The sequence below is a fragment of the Acinetobacter sp. ANC_7635 genome (assembly GCF_056779945.1).
On the sequence record NZ_JBWYIS010000003.1, the window covers coordinates 48,539 to 65,505 of the forward strand.

Annotated in this window: 13 protein-coding genes; 6 read left to right on the forward strand and 7 right to left on the reverse strand. The window is 38.0% G+C overall.

Annotated elements, in window-relative coordinates; all coding sequences use genetic code 11:
* The first annotated feature begins 38 nt into the window (after positions 1-38).
* The 3 genes from AC1M89_RS05710 to AC1M89_RS05720 all read left to right on the forward strand — a co-directional run bounded on the left by AC1M89_RS05710 (position 39) and on the right by AC1M89_RS05720 (position 3,432).
* Entirely contained in the window at positions 39-1,439 is a 1,401-nt protein-coding gene (locus AC1M89_RS05710) for an amino acid permease (protein WP_180028467.1), read from the forward strand.
* Between the two features lie 14 nt (positions 1,440-1,453).
* A complete protein-coding gene (locus AC1M89_RS05715) occupies positions 1,454-2,206 on the forward strand; it encodes an alpha/beta hydrolase (protein WP_481609774.1) in 753 nt (250 codons plus the stop codon).
* 65 nt (positions 2,207-2,271) lie between these two features.
* Positions 2,272-3,432, forward strand: coding sequence for a porin (locus tag AC1M89_RS05720; protein ID WP_481614027.1), 1,161 nt, complete (start codon positions 2,272-2,274; stop codon positions 3,430-3,432).
* Positions 3,433-3,554: 122 nt separating this feature from the next.
* On the opposite strand, the gene AC1M89_RS05725 is transcribed toward AC1M89_RS05720, so the two are convergent.
* From AC1M89_RS05725 to AC1M89_RS05740, 4 genes are all read right to left on the reverse strand, one after another.
* Entirely contained in the window at positions 3,555-3,914 is a 360-nt protein-coding gene (locus tag AC1M89_RS05725; protein WP_481614028.1) for a hypothetical protein, read from the reverse strand.
* 198 nt (positions 3,915-4,112) lie between these two features.
* Positions 4,113-4,688 (reverse strand): single-stranded DNA-binding protein, encoded by a 576-nt coding sequence (gene ssb / locus AC1M89_RS05730; RefSeq protein WP_092766486.1) that lies wholly within the window; start codon positions 4,686-4,688, stop codon positions 4,113-4,115.
* Between the two features lie 51 nt (positions 4,689-4,739).
* Entirely contained in the window at positions 4,740-6,104 is a 1,365-nt protein-coding gene (locus AC1M89_RS05735) for an MFS transporter (RefSeq protein ID WP_481608651.1), read from the reverse strand.
* 172 nt (positions 6,105-6,276) lie between these two features.
* Entirely contained in the window at positions 6,277-7,362 is a 1,086-nt protein-coding gene (locus AC1M89_RS05740) for a DUF475 domain-containing protein (RefSeq protein WP_179999088.1), read from the reverse strand.
* 316 nt (positions 7,363-7,678) lie between these two features.
* Between AC1M89_RS05740 and tenA the strand changes: the two genes are divergently transcribed.
* From tenA to uvrA, 3 genes are all read left to right on the forward strand, one after another.
* On the forward strand, positions 7,679-8,353 hold the full coding sequence (tenA, locus tag AC1M89_RS05745) for a thiaminase II (RefSeq protein ID WP_481586851.1): 675 nt from the start codon (positions 7,679-7,681) through the stop codon (positions 8,351-8,353).
* A 172-nt stretch (positions 8,354-8,525) separates the two neighbouring features.
* Positions 8,526-8,897 (forward strand): hypothetical protein, encoded by a 372-nt coding sequence (locus AC1M89_RS05750; protein WP_481608652.1) that lies wholly within the window; start codon positions 8,526-8,528, stop codon positions 8,895-8,897.
* 255 nt (positions 8,898-9,152) lie between these two features.
* Entirely contained in the window at positions 9,153-11,984 is a 2,832-nt protein-coding gene (gene uvrA / locus AC1M89_RS05755) for an excinuclease ABC subunit UvrA (protein ID WP_481597190.1), read from the forward strand.
* 27 nt (positions 11,985-12,011) lie between these two features.
* Here uvrA and AC1M89_RS05760 read toward each other — a convergent pair whose 3' ends face one another.
* The 3 genes from AC1M89_RS05760 to blaOXA all read right to left on the reverse strand — a co-directional run bounded on the left by AC1M89_RS05760 (position 12,012) and on the right by blaOXA (position 16,895).
* Positions 12,012-13,748, reverse strand: a complete 1,737-nt coding sequence (locus AC1M89_RS05760) for a KAP family P-loop domain protein (RefSeq protein ID WP_481614029.1) — start codon at positions 13,746-13,748, stop codon at positions 12,012-12,014.
* A gap of 58 nt (positions 13,749-13,806) precedes the next feature.
* Positions 13,807-15,513, reverse strand: a complete 1,707-nt coding sequence (locus AC1M89_RS05765; protein ID WP_481608654.1) for a GGDEF domain-containing protein — start codon at positions 15,511-15,513, stop codon at positions 13,807-13,809.
* 488 nt (positions 15,514-16,001) lie between these two features.
* The gene (gene blaOXA / locus AC1M89_RS05770) at positions 16,002-16,895 is read right to left on the reverse strand and encodes a class D beta-lactamase (RefSeq protein WP_481614030.1); all 894 of its coding nucleotides are present in this window, start codon (positions 16,893-16,895) and stop codon (positions 16,002-16,004) included.
* Between the last annotated feature and the right edge of the window lie 72 nt (positions 16,896-16,967).

Here is a 16,967-nt window from a genome sequence, read left to right on the forward strand (position 1 = left end):
CAGTTACTCACTTTATATCACCATGGCCAGGAGGGCTTATGAGTAACTTCGATAAAATTCAAACACGCGAAGCAGGATTACATAAAAAATTAACCGCTAAACAAATGGGCATGATTGCAATAGGCGGTGCCATTGGCACCGGTCTATTCATGGGTAGTAAATTTGCCATTAGTTTTGCAGGACCTGCTGTCATTCTAAGCTATGCGATCGGCGGATTAATTGCTTTTGCACTAATGGCTTGCTTGGCAGAAATGACTGTACAACACCCCACTTCAGGCTCGTTTGGTGCTTACGCTGAACATTATATAAATCCACTTTCTGGTTTCTTAGTTCGTTATAGCTACTGGGCATGTATCGTGTTGGCTGTAGGCACAGAAATTACCGCCGTGGCTGACTATATGAAACTTTGGTTTCCTCATGTCGGTTCAGGTATTTGGATCGTGTTTTTTTCAACCGTACTTCTCGCAGTAAATGCTTATAGTGTCAAAGCATTTGGCTTAGTTGAATATTGGTTTTCGACGATCAAAGTGTTTGCCATCATTGTGTTTATTCTGTTGGCAATAGGTATTTTGACGCAAGATCCAAATCCTCATCAAGCGCTAACTCACAATCTCACTGCACATGATGGCTTTATGCCAAATGGATTTAAAGGTGTTTGGATTGGTGTCATTATTTCTATTTTTAGTTATCTCAGTATCGAAATGATCGCGGTTGCTGCAGGTGAAGCCAATGATCCTGAAAAAGCAGTTAAATACGCTTTCAAAAGCACTGCGATTCGCTTATTTCTATTTTATTTACTATCGCTGAGTTTAATTGTCACTCTCGTTCCATGGACTCAATTGATAGCACCAGGTGCAACCAGTCCTTTCGTGTCTGTTATGCAAATTGTCGGCATTCCTTTTGCTGATCATATTTTAAACTTCATTGTGATTGTGGCAGCACTGTCCGCAATGAACAGCATGTTATATATCTCAACGCGTATGTTATTCAGTTTGTCACGTTCAGGAGATGCACCTAAGCTGTTTGGTAAAATTCGTAAAAATGGGGTGCCCATCAATGCCTTGCTACTTTCGGCAACAGGTATTGCCGTGGCGAGTATTGTTTATAGCATTAATCCCGAATCAGCATTTCCAATCATGATTGCACTGTCCATGTTTGGAGCTTTATTTACTTGGGGGGCGATCTTTGCCACACACTATTTCTTTAGAAAGAACTTAGCAAAAAATAATATCCACCTCAAATACAGCATTCCTGGTAGTCGTTATATTTCCTTTATTGGTTTGTTTGCCATTCTTGCAATCACGCTTACCACATGGTTTACGCAAGAATTTAAATCAACTCTCCAGTTTGGCGTGCCTTTTATCGTGATGTTAATCATTTTCTATCAAATGAAGAAATCATCGTTAAAGCATCAATTAACTGAAAATGAACAAGCCTAGTAAAGGAGCTGTAAATCATGCTCTATGACAACTCGAAAACTGTGGTGGATGAAAATCAGATCTTGTCTGATTTTAAAAAAATGAGCCAAGCAACTTATGAACAACACCATCATATTGCCGATTTACAGTATGACTTTCAGCGAAGATCTACACTGGATTTTTTCCCCACGCCTGTTGCCACCAATACTACTGTTATTTTTATACATGGTGGTTATTGGCAATGGTGTGAAAAAAGGGATTTTGCCTTTGTTGCTGAATTTGTTTTAAAGCAAAATGCTCAATGTGTGTTGGTTGAATATGATTTAGCACCTCTAAGTAGTTTAAATCTGATTAATCTACAAATTCGCAAAGCGCTCGATTATATCCACAAACAAACTTGGATCAGCTCCAATGTCATTGTGGTTGGGCATTCTGCCGGTGCCCATTTAGCTGCTTTAAATTTAGATCACCCCCTGATTGGTTCAGCAGTATTACTCAGTGGGATCTATGACCTAAAACCGATTCAAGAAACACATTTAAACAAGGCGCTAAATTTATCTGAGCTAGACATTAAAAACTTAAGTCCAGTTGAACATTCTACGCACTTTGCTAAGCCCTGTACGATTGCGTATGGACTCGATGAGTTACCAGAACTGAAATGGCAGAGCCAAAAATATTATCAAATTCGACAGCAACTAGAGCCTGAATTCACGCATCTATTGAGTTTTGTAGACACTAACCACTACTCCATTTTGGAACGATATTTTAAATCGATAATGACCACCTAATTTCTGCTCAGCTTTAATCAGCTGAATCACCAGCTTAATTCATATCTAGTCACACGGATGTTACTATGTCAAAACCATGCTTTTACAAGCTATTGCTTTCCTGCACCTTTATTTTTTCAAATCTTACATTTGCCGAGATAACACTCATTGATGAACAGCAAATTGTGAGTGAATCTGATCGTTTAAAACTCACCACGTCTGGTAGTATTCGCCTACAAGCCTTAAATTTCGATCATTACGATAAATCTAACGAAAATCAGAAATATCGCAGAAATGGCTATAGCTCAAATAGCCGTATGTATGCCAATGCTGATTATGCATGGAATGAACGTTTGCATTTAATTGCAGGCTATCAAAACTATATCAATCTTCCCAAGATGCTGGATTGGGACGGTCATTACCGTTCCTCTGATGAAAACATCACCACCGAACAGGCGTATATTGGTCTGCGAGATTCAGCATACGGTACCGTTAAATTTGGAAAAATCTATAGTATTTATTACGACATTGTAGGTGCCAAAACTGACCTATGGAATTACTCAACCTTGGCTCAGCCCCAAACGTGGAGCCCTGTCGCTTATACAGATGGTACGCAAGCAGCTCATAAAACTTTACGTTATGAGTTCAAAATGGATAAAGCAAACTTATATGCCAGCTATTTGTTCAAGGATAGTACGACGGTCGCAGATACGGATGTGCAATATCAACGTAAAAATGGTGCCGAATTGGCAGTTGATGTGCATTTAAATAAAAATTTAAGTTGGGCGACCTCATGGAAGTACAACGATGCTAGTCTGAACAATCAACAAGATAAACATGATTTAAAGCAAGAAATTTGGGCAAGTTCATTATTTTATTTTGATGGAAAATGGATGCTTAGCTTTGGCGCTGGTTGGTATAAAAATCTAGTTCCAAATTTTGATGCTTACAGTGAATCGAGCGATTTTCAACTTCAATCATTGCTGAATACTGAGGCTTATGGCGTTGAATTTTATGCGGGACAGCACTTCAAGATTGAAGAATACGGTATCAAATTCATTCAGCCCTATATCATGGGAAATCAACTTGAATATACCAGTGGCTCAGAGTTTAAACGCCGTGATCTCGGTGTTGGTATAGCAGCTAGATTTAACCATGGTTTTGGATTTGATTATGAACGTTTATATACACATGATACGTTCCAAACCCCAGATATGCATTTATTCCGTTTACGTTATGAATGGTAAATTCTAATTTTAGGTTAACTATCCTTCAAAGCCTTGTTATTTAAAAAGGCTTTGAAGGATCACTCATGCATTCGCATCAAATCTCAATAAGTTGTAGCGTTATACAAAGTCTTTTATAAATTTTATTTAATGCATAACATTTCAATTAGCTTAATATTTTTAGGAAGTTGCATTGACATGGGTTCAAAATAAATCGTATCGAATGAATTATTATCATCTACGGCTTTACCTTGCGGCGTAAAACGCTGGCTTTTGACATAGGCTCTGGCTTTATTTTGACAATCAATTTGATGAACGGCTTGTATGTAGCCCTTGGGTTTGATGTTTAATGAGGGTACGCCATGTTCATACACATATTTATAGTCAATTTCAAAAATATGCGAGGCTTGATCGAGTGATTTAATGGTCGTTTTATCAATATAAGACCAGCCCCCATCATCCCGATCAAACATGGTCCATTGTGGTGATTGTGCTAAACTCATGCTGCTACACAGCACACAAGTTAAAAATATAATCCCGTCTTTCATACAACTATCCCTAATTCAACTATGAACAAACGTTTTACTATATCACCATAAAAACAAAAAACCCTTTGTTATACAAAGGGTTTTTAACTATTTAATTCATTGTTAAATAATAAAAAACATTAAAATTTAACAAAAACTACTCTCAGGTATGTGTCAGAACGGTAAATCATCATCTAAATCAGACGGTGCTGTCGCCATTGGCTTCGGCGCTGGTTGATTTTGTGGCTTTTGGAAGCCTTGGTTAACGTTGTTATTACCATAACCAGCTTGGTTACCATAACCGCTACCTTGATTATTATTGTTATAACCACCTTGGTTGCCATAACCACCGCCTTGGTTGTTATTAAAACGTGGTTGATTATAACCTTCACCACCATTTTCACTTTGCTGACGATTATTAGAATCTAACATCTGCATTTGTTCGCCACGAATTTCAGTCGTGTAACGTTCTTGACCATTTTGGTCTGTCCACTGACGGGTACGTAAAGAGCCTTCAATATAAACTTTTGAACCTTTACGTAAATATTGCTGTGCAATTTCACCTAAACGATTATGTAAGACGATACGGTGCCATTCTGTTTGTTCTTTGCGTTCACCTGAGTTTTTATCTGTCCAAGATTCACTTGTCGCAATTGAAAACTGCGTTAATGAACCACCATTGGGAAATGTTTTTGTCTCAGGATCTTTACCTAAAGTACCAACTAAAATAACTTTATTCACGCCGCGCATGTGCTCTAATCTTCCTATTCGATTCTATGTTTTACTTTATAAGAGTTATGATTAAATGGCTACCTCTTTACCCAACAAGTGCGTTAAATGTTGTCGCGCAGTGTCATCTAACTGCTGCTTATCAACTTTGACATAGACCACTTGTTGATCAGTCATCACCACGACCTCTTCAATACCACGAATTGCCAGTAACTGAGAAGTCCATTCATCTGTTTCTTGGACTTTAGGCAAACTCAAAATCAGTGATGATAAATAACGTGGCTGCTTTAATCCAAAACTAATGAACAGCCAAAGAATGGCAATTCCTGTCAGTACCCCCCAGCCTAGAGCAGTGTTATTTAACATCAGCAATTGCCCACCCAGTATACCGCCAAAAAAAGCACCTAAGAATTGACCACTGGCATTCACACCCATTGCTGTCGCTTTGGATTGGATAGGTGCTGCCTTCGATAACCAAGATGGCAGTAGTGCTTCCATCACATTAAAGGCAATAAAGAAAAGACCTAAACCAAGCAACAAAATGTATTTCGATTCAAATCCAAAAATCATCACGATCAAACCGGCGATGATCCCAGCAATCGCAGTCAGAAAAATACCTCGCATTTTTCGATATTTTTCAGCAAGAATGATACTAGGAAAAGCAAAAAATAAACTGATTACCAATAAGGGAAGATAGATCAAACCATGCTGAGCTAAAGGAATATCTGCAAAGTCAATCAATTGAGAAGGCACATAGATGAACATCGCCGTCAGCAATAAATGCAAAGCAAACACAGAAACATGTAAGCGATTTAAATCGCCCATTTTCAAAACTTGTTTTAGCTGAGTGAGATAACCTTGCTGAAAATTTTTATGATGACGTGTGGTTTTGGGAACAAGAAATAGCATTGCAATGGCAAGTAATCCCATGAGTGTGGTCACCCAGAATAAGCCTGAAATACCCACCACGCTGGTCAACCATGGCCCTAAACTAAATGCAATAACGAAAGAGAGACCAATACTCATCCCCATCATTGCCATCGCCTTCATACGATTTTCTTCACGCGTAACATCTGCCAATAACGCCATGACGACAGCAGAGACAGCTCCACCCCCAGCTATTGCACGCCCTATAATCACACCATAGATTGTGTCTGACATTGCTGCGATTGCACCACCCAAGGCAAACAACAATAAACCCAATACGATCAGCGGCTTTCGGCTATAACGGTCTGCAATCAAACTAAAAGGAATTTGTAGTATTGCCTGAGTCAAACCATACACACCTACGGCCAAACCAATCAAAGCAGGTGTTGCATATTCATAAGCCTGTCCCGCAACAGAAAAGACCGGGACAATCATAAACAGACCTAACATTCGCAATGCAAAAATGCTGCTCAATGCAAATGTGGAACGGCGTTCTAAGGCATTCATCATAAAATTTAGGTTATCGCGTGATTTCTATGTCTACTTTGATTATAGAATATTCGGCTGATGAACAGGCATGAATTTTATTTGAAATAAAGATCAACACCATCTGTTTTCCCTAGAACAAAGGCCTTAAGCAAAAAAAGCACAGCTTGTGCTGTGCTTTTTTCGATGTGTTCATCTAGCCTTGTAGCGCTTGACGCTTCTTATATTGAATAGATGCAATCACTGCCCAAACAATAAATGCTACACCAATCAGACCTGTAACCACTTCAGGAACATGTACGCCTGTACCACTCGCAATCATAATGAAAGCCAATGCACCAATTGCATAGTGCGCACCATGTTCTAAATAGATGTAAGCATCTAAAGTGCCTTTCTCAACGAGATAGATGGTAATCGAACGAACAAAGATAGCACCAATCGCAAGACCTAACATAATCACCACAACATCTGAGGTAATCGCAAAAGCACCAATCACACCATCAAAACTAAATGATGCATCCAATACTTCTAAATACAAGAACCCGCCGATACCTGCTTTGACTACGCCTGTTGGCACACCATTACTATCGTGACCAATTGCATTACCATTTTCATCAATTTCAGGCTCACCACCCAGCAAATGGCTCAGTACTTGTACCCCAATATAAATGACGATGCCCCAAATACCCGCCATAGTCACGACTAAGCGTTTAGCTTCATCAACATTAGCAGCCATGATCAGTAAAGCCACTAAAGCAACAAATACAGATAGTGCAGGTACAGATGCCAATTTCGCTAAACGACGCTCAATCCATTTGAACCAATGCGTGTCTTTACCATCATCCAAGAAAAAGTTAAGGAATACCATCAATAAGAATGCACCACCAAATGCTGCAATTTCAGGATGATGATTCATCAGTCGTGCCGAATATTCTTTAGGGTCATTTAATGCCAAATTGACAACTTCCATCATGCCCATATCCGCTGTGACCGCGACGATCACAATTGGGAAGATTAAACGCATACCAAATACTGCAATGAGAATACCCACAGTCAGGAAAAGCATTTTCCAAAAGTGATCCCAATGACGAAGGACTGAAGCATTCACGACAGCATTATCAAAAGAAAGTGAAACTTCCATCACAGCTAAAATTGCAGTAATGGTCAGTACGGTGAACATGGTCTTGAGGCCAGCTTCTGGACCATGGGTATAACCCCAATAGGCAGACAGCGCAAGACACACGATCGTGAATACGATAGAGAAACCAAAATGTTTCCACATAATCTAGCGACCTTATAAAAATGATGTGAATCAATAAAAATTTTACAAAACATAAACTTAGAGTTTTTATATGACGATTATTAAACAAAGTCTGTGCTTAGTGATTTGTAAAAATTCTATAAATTGAATGTCTGATTTCTAGCGCTAAAAGACACTCAATTAAACTGTACTAATTATGACGAGTTTTCAAAATTTATCCAAAGTTCTTCGTATGATTTTTTTGTTGAAGATGATGTATCGCTCAAGCTAGTTTTGTAACGACAAATTGATATGATCTTAGCTGATACCTAGAGATGATTTTATTCAGGATGGATTTATGCGTTTTTCAGAAGCCGTTTGGCAACGAAACTACGATTTATATCAAAAAACATTAGCACTCCCTTTTAACCAAGAACTGGCGCTTGGAACACTCGATCGAGAAGTTTTTTGCCATTACGTCATTCAGGATGCGCATTACCTGGTTGCCTATGGTCGAGCATTGGCTATTTGTGGTGCTAAAGCATATGACTCCGATGCCATTATTCAATTTACGCAAGGCGCTAATGAAGCAATTGTGGTTGAACGTGAACTGCACAATGGTTTTATGCACGAATTTGGCATCACTAAAGCTGATTTTGAAAATACACCTTTGACTGCTGCTTGCCATCATTACACCTCATTTCTGACAGCTACTGCATGGTCAGAGAGTTATCCTGTCGTTTTAGCTTCATTACTGCCGTGCTATTGGATTTATGCGGAAGTGGGCAAAGACATTCTTAAACGTAATATTGCAAATAATCCTTATCAAGCGTGGATTGACACTTATGCTGGCGAGCATTTCAACGAAGAAGTACGCAAAGTCATTGAAATTATTGACCGAGTTGCGGCAGAAAGCGATCAACATACCATTGAAAAAATGCATCAAGCTTACACACGGGGAGCTGAACTCGAATATTTATTCTGGGATAGTGCTTATCATCAACGTCAATGGTTAAGCCTAGATCACTCATGATGCTATCACCTGTATAACCAAATTAAAGGTCGGTGATCTAAACTGCATTGCCGACTTTCAGGCTCATTTCGATTTAAATGGATTTAAGACTGGATTTTAAAGCAAACTTCAAGCACAATTATTTTTGATAATAATTCTCATTATCATAAATAAAATTTACTTGAGGTTTTCTATGCAACATTCACTGGGAACAGAAGCAATCCGTGCATATTTCACTTTACAATGCTGTTGGTTAAATAATGAAGAAGTTTATTTAGAAAAAGGCTGTACACACTGTGGATCTGCTGCCACATATCTCATTTATTTTACCAATCATCATATTCAAAATTTAATGCTCGACTTCATTGCTCAATACTCTTGTTCAAGCTCTATACGTTTTGATTTTCTAGATTTACAACATTTCAAAGCGGAATATAACGATTTTCTTCAACACTTAGAAAAAGAAGTGAATTTTTACGCACGTCAACATCATGCTATTGAAAGACATATATGTTTTGAACAGGTGGACTCTATTTTCGAACGTCACTATTCACGTGCTTGCTGATCAATATTCACCCGAAATTCACTTATATTTAACATCCTATGGCTCATCATGACATCAAATTTGCGAATTGATTATGTCTTGTTCATCTATTTAAAATCAGATTACAGGAGCTCTCAAAGCACTTTACATTGGACTTTTGCTGTTCAATGAAATTTTACCGACATAATTTGTCGTGTTTTATTTTTCATTTGTGCTTGAACAAAATTAAATCGCTATCATATATCACCTTCACTCAGCATATTTTCGAGATGTTTTATGAGCCAAAGTCATATCCGTATTCGAGGCGCACGCACCCATAACTTAAAAAATGTGAACCTTGATATTCCACGCGATAAATTCGTGGTGATTACGGGACTTTCAGGTTCAGGTAAATCTTCACTGGCTTTCGACACCTTATATGCAGAAGGTCAACGTCGCTATGTGGAATCTTTATCTGCCTATGCACGCCAATTCCTATCCCAAATGGAAAAACCTGAAGTCGATTCGATTGAAGGTTTAAGCCCAGCTATTGCCATCGAGCAGAAATCAACCAGTCATAACCCACGTTCAACGGTCGGTACGATTACTGAAATTTATGACTATTTACGTTTGTTGTATGCTCGAGTGGGTACACCCTACTGCCCTGAGCATGACTTGCCGATGGTGGCACAAACCGTGTCGGAAATGGTTGATGCGGTTAAAGCACTTGAAGAAGGTACAGCTTTATTGTTACTTGCTCCTGTTGTACGTGAGCGCAAAGGTGAATACACCAATTTATTTGAGCAATTACAAAGCCAAGGTTTCGTCCGTGCACGTGTAGACGGTGAAATCATGGAAATTGATCCACCGCCTGAACTGGATAAGAAGAAAAAACATACCATTGAAGTCGTGGTCGACCGTTTTAAAGTCCGCGATGACTTAGGCAACCGTATTGCAGAAAGTTTTGAAACCGCACTGCGTTTAGGTGGTGATATTGCTATTTTGTCATGGATGAAAGGCGAACAATCTGATCGTGTGTTTTCAGCAAAACACTCATGTCCTGAATGTGACCGTGCCGTTGCCGAACTAGAACCTCGTCTGTTTTCTTTTAACAACCCATTTGGTGCTTGCCCGGTCTGTGATGGTTTAGGGACACGCAGCCATTTTAGTTCTGACAAACTCATTCCAAACCCTGAAGTCAGCATTAGCCAAGGGGCAATTCGTGGTTGGGATCGTCAGCGTCCATACTATTACAGCATGATTGAAAAAGTCGCTGCACACTTCGACTTCTCTCTTGATACGCCGTGGAATGAACTTGATGCGGAGACCAAAAAGAAATTCCTTTACGGTACAGGTAAAGAAAAAATTGACTTAAGCTATATCGATGAACGTGGTCGCCGTCATAACCGTGTGATGGCTTTCGAAGGGGTTTTACCACACTTAGAACGTCGTTACCGTGAAACTGAATCAAACTATGTGCGTGATGACTTAGCACAATACTTATCTAATGCTGCATGTGATGCTTGTGGCGGTTCACGTCTCAATGAAATTTCACGTCATGTGCGTGTCAAAGACAAAACCATTGCCGAAATCACCAAAATGTCGATTGGCGATGCCGAAAGCTACTATCAAGACCTGAATCTTGAAGGTGCCAAAGGTGAAATTGCCGATAAGATTTTTAAAGAAATCCGTGAGCGTTTGCACTTCCTTGTATCAGTCGGCTTGAACTATTTAAGTCTATCTCGTTCAGCCGAAACCTTATCAGGGGGTGAAGCACAGCGTATCCGTTTGGCTTCGCAAATTGGTGCAGGTCTTATGGGCGTCATGTACGTGCTGGATGAACCATCAATTGGCTTGCATCAACGTGATAATGACCGTTTGCTTGAGACTTTGGTTCGTTTACGTGATCTCGGTAACACTGTCTTAGTGGTAGAGCATGATGAAGATGCCATTCGCGCAGCCGATCATATTATTGATATTGGTCCTGGTGCAGGTGTGCATGGTGGTCATGTCATTGCCGAGGGGACTTATGATGAATTGGCAGCCAATGAGGATTCTCTGACCGGCAAATACCTTTCAGGTAAGTTAAAAATTGAGGTGCCGAAAACGCGTGTACAACCACCTAAACCTGATGAGCAAATTAAGCTGATGGGTGCATGTGGTCACAACTTAAAGAATGTTGATCTCACCATTCCTTTAGGTGTTATGACCTGTGTGACGGGTGTATCGGGTTCAGGTAAATCGACTTTAATTAACCGTACTTTATTGCCACTTGCTGCAACACAATTGAATGGTGCAACGACGTTAACGGCAGAAAAATTTGATTCGATTGATGGCTTACAATTCCTCGATAAAGTCGTGGATATTGACCAAAGCCCAATTGGACGTACACCGCGCTCAAACCCTGCAACCTATACAGGTTTGTTTACGCCAATTCGTGAACTCTTTGCTCAAACCCCAGAAGCCAAAGCACGTGGGTATGCCGCAGGTCGTTTCTCGTTTAACGTGAAAGGTGGTCGCTGTGAGGCTTGTGAAGGCGACGGTATGATTAAAGTGGCGATGCATTTCTTACCGGATATGTATGTGCCATGCGATGCCTGCCACGGCAAGCGTTATAACCGTGAAACCTTGGAAGTCGGCTATAAAGGCAAAAACATTTCTGACGTACTCGAGATGACCGTTGAAGATGCAATGCATTTCTTTGATGCGATTCCTGTCATTCACCGTCGCTTAGAAACATTAAATCAGGTTGGTTTGGGCTATATTCGTTTAGGTCAATCTGCAACTACCCTTTCAGGTGGTGAAGCGCAACGTGTGAAGCTTGCACGTGAACTTGCCAAACGTGATACGGGTAAAACCCTGTATGTGCTTGATGAGCCAACCACAGGTTTACATTTCCACGATATTGCCAAACTTTTAGATATTCTTCATGAGCTACGCAATAAGGGTAATACTATCGTGGTGATTGAGCATAATTTGGATGTGATTAAAACTGCCGACTGGATTGTGGACTTAGGTCCTGAAGGTGGTGCTGGTGGCGGTATGATTATTGCTGAAGGTACGCCTGAAGAAGTAGCGAAAAATAAGGTTTCGCATACGGCGAGATTCTTAAAGCCGATGTTAAAGTGATTTTGAAAGGGCTCATAAGAGCCCTTTTTAATTGTCTAATCTTGAAATCAGATAATTCATATACTCCGTATAGAAAGGCTCTTTCTCTGCTTTTTCTTTATATATTTCAGTAATCAACTGGCGAATTCTTTGGCTTGTCTCTTGATCCTTTTGATTATCTAATATTTTCTTAACAACATAGCTACTATTGAGAGATGTGAATCTCGGATCATTATTTATTTCTTCAAAAAGAAGTTTTTCCCACTGTTCTTTACTAGCGTATTCAATTGCTAATTCATCTCGATCATTCCAAACTTCATTTATATAAACTTGAAAAATTGCATCAATCAGCTTTGGTAATTCTTCTTTAGAAGGTTGATGATTTAAAATCAACTCCTTAAAAACAGGTCTTATTTCATCATCATCTTGAATATTATAAAAACTTTGACGCTCTTTATTCTTTTGCTCTTTAATCCATTCACAAATATTTTGCTCCAATGATGTAACATCCTCATTAAAAATTTCTAAAATTTTTAAAGCAAAATTTAAATTATGAATATTTTCTAAGCCAACTACAGCTTTCGTTGCTTTATGGAAAATCTTTGGAAAATTCTTGCCTACTCGAAGCCCCCAAAAATCTTCACACAACTTATGAAAATCATCTTTAATTTTATTATTTTCTTCAGAAATCATCGTAGAGTTTGCTAGGTCATGTAATAAAGTCCAATTTGGCTCTCCTTTTTGATCAAACCATTTTTTAAACTCCATAAACCATTCATCAGAATAAATAAATTTGTAATCTAGTGACTTCAATGATTCATAGGTTTTACGTTTTCTCTCAGACCAATCAGTCTGATTTTTCTCAAGCCTTGACTTTATATCTTCCCAATCAAACTCATATTTGTTGCCAAAATCTTCAATAAAATATCCTTGTAGAACGCGAATAAGAATAATCTTTTTTGTCGAGTCAGCAACTTCTTGCGGTAATTGCTCTCTAAATTTTTTATAAAGTTTGATGACTTTTTTTAAAAATCGAAAATTATGAATTTCTAATTCGTTTGCAAAATTTACCATTAAATCTACTAATGGCTCATCTAGCTCTTTTGTTTTTTCACGAAGTAAAGGTTCAACAGAAGTAATTTTGATTGTTTCATCAATCAATTTTTCTTTGTATTCAGCATATTTTTTTTGATTATCATCTTCATTTTTCGTTTCATCTAAAATCAAAACAACTTGGCAGTTTCGTTCCAATTTCAATTGGTTTGCTAAACCCATTACATCTTGAATATCTAATTTTCTGGACATTCGTTCAAAGTCATCAAAGCAGATAATTGCATCTTTGACTTGAGAATATAGAACTGCTTCAAAAATTTTAGCTGAAGAATTGATACCAAATCCTTCACCATTTCCACTAATTTTTACATCACGAAGTGCTGACAATCCTTTCTTTACAAAAGTAGGAATCTCAAAATTTTGAGAGGATTCTTTATTAAAATAATTACTACTCATATTTGTTGAAATAGCAGCTTTGAGATCAGAAAGACTTTCTATTCCAAATAAAGATACATACGCGTATTTTTTACTAAATATTTTGTCTTTATTCTTTCTTTCATAACTTGGCTTTTGCTTTATTTCATTTTCTTCTTGTTCAGCTCTTCTTTTGATAAATCTATACCAACTAAAAGTCTTTCCAACTCCCCAACAACCTGTAATCGCAATAGCAATGCCTTGATTTTGATTATCTCTAAATATTTTCTCTAAATGCTGTTCTTGCTCAGTATTCATAATATTTTATAAATTGATGTTATTGCTCATTTATAAAGAATAACACCCATAAAAACAATCAACTTGAAACCGTATTCCGCCCCTGTGCTTTCGCTCTAAATAATGCTTGGTCTGCCTTAGCAAATAATGCTTTCCAAGAATCAGCACCGACAGCGACACCAACACTGATCGATACATTAAACGACTGACCTTGCTCATCTGTAAATTGTAAATCACCAATACTCTTACGCATCTTTTCTGCAGCACGTAAACCATGTTCAAGGTCTAAATTTTCAATCAACACCAAAAATTCATCCCCACCAAAGCGAACGACTAAATCAGTTGATCGAACATTATGACTTAAACAATTTGCCACCTGCTGAATGACTTGATCCCCTGCAACATGACCATATTGATCATTAACCTGTTTAAAATAATCAATATCTACAATCATCAAACACGTTTGGGTAAACTTATTGGGCTGAGCTTCCATAAGTTTGGTATAGGCTTCTAAAGCAAAACGATTTGAAACACCTGTTAATTTATCGGTATTGGCAATATTCTTTAATTCAAACTCAAATTCATCACGTTGATGCAACATTTTCTGAAGTTTTTGCATCGCTTCATGTAATGAATGTACTTGCTTCTGCTGATCTTCTATAAAATTACTATCGACCAAAGCATTGGCATACGACAATTCAACTAATTTATCTCTCACCATAATAAGCGGCGAAATAACTTTACGTTGAACATAAATCATCGTAAATAAAGCAGCCAATAGTGAAATTAAAGAGACAATCAATGTGAGTATAAAATTGAGTTGATTCGCATCTTTTTCTGACTTTGCGATTTCAACGCTCTTATTGAGCAAATAGTCTTGTAAATCGATAACTGTTAAGAATTTACCAGATACAGCTACACTTAATTCAGTCCCTGATAAAAAATAAGGTTGTCCCTTTCGGCTTTCATCAATTAATCGCATGATGATGGGTAAGCCCTGATCAATAAACTGAGTTTTCACCTCTTGGTGTAAGCGAGCGAATTCAGCTGTACGATGGCGTTCGGGTTGGATGGTATTCACTAAATCCCACAAATAGCGAACTTGTTTTTGCGTTTGTAATGCGCGTGCAATATTGTCACTTGGTAACGGCTGCTGAAATGTCACATGTGCAGTTACATTTGAAGCAACACGTCCAGCCTGATCTCGCAAATCAGCCAACACCAAAATCATGGTGTAATAATGCCCCATCGAACTGTCTTTACTTTTAGACTGCATTACCAGTTTCTTCAGTAAATCATGACTGCTATCCCACGCATTAAACATTGTAAGAATAGCTTGATCTAAAGCTTCAGGCGTACGCTCTGCAAATGGCAACGAAATATAGTGATCGACTTGTTTGCGACCTTCCGCTAATTTTGGATTTAGGTATTGAGCGACGTACTCTTCTAACCCATCATATCCAGACTGATCTAATCGATGAATCGAGACCTTAATTTGTTCATCTACTCCCGCGCGATACTCAATAAGCGCTTGTTTATTTTTTTCAAACTCTTCTTGTGAACTCGACATTGCCATGTTCGCAGGGCCACGCTCGCGTGAAATACGATTCGCTAGAGCAGCAACGGCACGAAGATTTTCTATTTCAATCAATGCTGTTTGTGATTTCTGATATTCGCGATAATGGCTAATGACCAATGGGATTGAAATACAGAGGATAGATAAGACGATAATCATCACGAACACAAATAGGCGGCGACCAATTTGCTCGGAATGTGATTTTAACATCCAAACTACCTCTAAAATAAAAGACCGTATAAAGCGGTGAGATTTATAAAATTTCTTTGAACTTAGTTATATTTTACAATATAACCATGCTTAAAAAGCACTTAAAGCACAAGTTTTTATTTAAGAAACAATGTGATAAATATCACACTATTGTAATGCCGTAATTTTTTTTTGTTCAATATTTAAATTATTTTTCCACCAATATACAAGTGACATATTTGGCAGTATTTACTTTTTTTGAATTAAAATCAGATGATTATTTTGATCACTTAATCAGCATCGAAAAAATAGATCATGCGCATAATTTTTAATCATTATACAAACCTCATCCTTTAAACCATAATGCTTACATTGCAAAGACACTGATTCATATCAGATTTGCTTAATGAATTTTGTTCTACCCTCGGATGTTTCTCCCACATACAGAACATCCTTTTTCAGCCCAGCCATCCCAATCGGCTGGGTTTTTTTTATCTTTTATATGACTTTTAACGTAAATAATGAAATAAACCAAGTCGATCTAAAATATCTAAAGTGATTTCCTTCCGTTGCTGAATTTTATCACCATTTTTCATTTCTAAATTTAATGCAAAGGCAGTGACTTCACCGCTGGCTTGTTCTACAAAACCCACATACCAGCCCACCTGAGGCTCAATATCCATTCCCCAACCACTTTTGGCATATAGCTTATTTGCACCACGTGATTCGACATACATCATGTCTCTTACATCTTGTTGTACATCTCTACGAAACGACAATGACAACTGTGCCAATCTATAAACAAATTTAACTTGTTGATCAGGTGTAATCTCTAGAGGACCTTTTAACCAAAATTGATCTATCTCATCCCCGACTTTTGCATTTCCATACTGAATTCGACTTAATTCCTGCTGCATCAATGTTGGTCCAATACGGTGTGCTAAGGCTTGATACACAGGTACAACAGATGCTTGTAAGGCCTCACCAAGCGTAAAATCACGTTGCCAACTGTCAAATGAACGCTTATTTCCATCCCATTTAAACACTTCATACCGAGTTGATTTATGATGTTCTAATCCAATCAAAGCATTCACTATTTTAAAAGTAGATGCAGGGATAAAATTTTCTTTTGCTCTTGTTCGATCAGAACCGTAAGTTTTAACGTGTTTGCCATCATAGGTGATAAATACACCTTGAATATTTTGCTGATTAAATAGGGTCTCAATATGATGCTGATTCTTTGATTCACTGCTATTCAGCATTGAATCATCTTTTAATTCGTATGCTTTTGTTCTCGGATTAATATGATCTAAGGCCTGGCAGGCAGATAAAAAAACAGACGTTAAAACAAGTGCAACAACGTAGATTCCTTTCAATTCAATGTTCCAATTTGACCAATGCATTTAATTCAATTTTGACTGATTATTTCCAATTTTTTTGTCTATTTTTAACACTTTTTTTAAAAATAATATTTA

What these genes read in the sequence shown, in the direction of transcription:
- AC1M89_RS05710 (WP_180028467.1), top strand. Translation starts at nt 39, where the DNA reads ATGAGTAACTTCGATAAAATTCAAACACGCGAAGCAGGATTACATAAA.
- AC1M89_RS05720 (WP_481614027.1), top strand. Translation starts at nt 2,272, where the DNA reads ATGTCAAAACCATGCTTTTACAAGCTATTGCTTTCCTGCACCTTTATT.
- AC1M89_RS05725 (WP_481614028.1), bottom strand. Translation starts at nt 3,914, where the DNA reads ATGAGTTTAGCACAATCACCACAATGGACCATGTTTGATCGGGATGAT.
- ssb (WP_092766486.1), bottom strand. Translation starts at nt 4,688, where the DNA reads ATGCGCGGCGTGAATAAAGTTATTTTAGTTGGTACTTTAGGTAAAGAT.
- AC1M89_RS05735 (WP_481608651.1), bottom strand. Translation starts at nt 6,104, where the DNA reads ATGATGAATGCCTTAGAACGCCGTTCCACATTTGCATTGAGCAGCATT.
- AC1M89_RS05740 (WP_179999088.1), bottom strand. Translation starts at nt 7,362, where the DNA reads ATGTGGAAACATTTTGGTTTCTCTATCGTATTCACGATCGTGTGTCTT.
- tenA (WP_481586851.1), top strand. Translation starts at nt 7,679, where the DNA reads ATGCGTTTTTCAGAAGCCGTTTGGCAACGAAACTACGATTTATATCAA.
- AC1M89_RS05750 (WP_481608652.1), top strand. Translation starts at nt 8,526, where the DNA reads ATGCAACATTCACTGGGAACAGAAGCAATCCGTGCATATTTCACTTTA.
- uvrA (WP_481597190.1), top strand. Translation starts at nt 9,153, where the DNA reads ATGAGCCAAAGTCATATCCGTATTCGAGGCGCACGCACCCATAACTTA.
- AC1M89_RS05760 (WP_481614029.1), bottom strand. Translation starts at nt 13,748, where the DNA reads ATGAATACTGAGCAAGAACAGCATTTAGAGAAAATATTTAGAGATAAT.
- AC1M89_RS05765 (WP_481608654.1), bottom strand. Translation starts at nt 15,513, where the DNA reads ATGTTAAAATCACATTCCGAGCAAATTGGTCGCCGCCTATTTGTGTTC.
- blaOXA (WP_481614030.1), bottom strand. Translation starts at nt 16,895, where the DNA reads ATGCATTGGTCAAATTGGAACATTGAATTGAAAGGAATCTACGTTGTT.